Raw genomic sequence first — 755 nt, forward strand, 5'->3', positions numbered from 1 at the left:
TGTCAGCCACCAACTACTAATGGATGCAGATATGGCAACGAAAGCAGTAAACGCAAAGTCAAAAAAATTAGAAGCTCGTGTACCGCATGAGCTTGTTGATTCAATGGAAAAATTTAAAGAAGAAGGCGAAAGCACTGCGCAATTCATAATTTCGGCTATGTCGGGTGAAATCAAACGCCGCCAACGTAAAACCAAAGTATCATCTGAGTAAGAATCATCAATTAACCCTCTTAAAGAGGGTTGTCTCTCAAATTGATGGTTATTAAGTATCAAAGAATTTCTATAACTAATATCTACCATCACATCAATTATTCCCGAAATTAAGCTGCTTTTAGGGTGAATTTGGCCGCTGCCAATTAAGGCAGTTAATTTTTTATGACGTTATTATTTAATTGGTAGATTTGCGGCTATATGGGTTATTCACGTTTTCTACTGTGGGCGGATTACGCACCCAATGCAGCAGGTCACTAAGCAACCAAGCACAGGAGTTACGGCCTAGTGGCTTACGGGCAGGGAAGCGACCTTCATTTTCCAATTTCCATGCTGACGTTCTGGAAATAGAGGTGATGTGCTGACGTTCTTTTTCACGGATAAGACGCTCATAAGGTTCGCCATATTCGGAAAGGATAGAACGGCGTTCTTCTGGTGTAGGAGTACTGTATTGCATGATTATGTTACCCTCACTGTTTAATTGTTTTTGTGAGGGTATTTTACTTAACAGAAATTATTACGAAAGAAAGCCACATTTGTTACGT

Annotated in this window: 2 protein-coding genes; one reads left to right on the forward strand and one right to left on the reverse strand. The window is 39.9% G+C overall.

Going from position 1 to position 755, the window contains the following annotated elements; all coding sequences use genetic code 11:
* The first annotated feature begins 31 nt into the window (after positions 1 to 31).
* Positions 32 to 211: a YlcI/YnfO family protein gene (locus Xind_RS19670; RefSeq protein ID WP_099122890.1), complete on the forward strand. Its 180-nt coding sequence runs from the start codon at positions 32 to 34 to the stop codon at positions 209 to 211.
* 177 nt (positions 212 to 388) lie between these two features.
* On the opposite strand, the gene Xind_RS19675 is transcribed toward Xind_RS19670, so the two are convergent.
* A complete protein-coding gene (locus Xind_RS19675) occupies positions 389 to 667 on the reverse strand; it encodes a helix-turn-helix transcriptional regulator (protein ID WP_187650960.1) in 279 nt (92 codons plus the stop codon).
* Positions 668 to 755 lie beyond the last annotated feature (88 nt).

This window comes from Xenorhabdus indica, from assembly GCF_014467235.1.
GTDB classification, from domain to species: Bacteria; Pseudomonadota; Gammaproteobacteria; order Enterobacterales; family Enterobacteriaceae; genus Xenorhabdus; species Xenorhabdus indica.

What these genes read in the sequence shown, in the direction of transcription:
- Xind_RS19670 (WP_099122890.1), top strand. Translation starts at nt 32, where the DNA reads ATGGCAACGAAAGCAGTAAACGCAAAGTCAAAAAAATTAGAAGCTCGT.
- Xind_RS19675 (WP_187650960.1), bottom strand. Translation starts at nt 667, where the DNA reads ATGCAATACAGTACTCCTACACCAGAAGAACGCCGTTCTATCCTTTCC.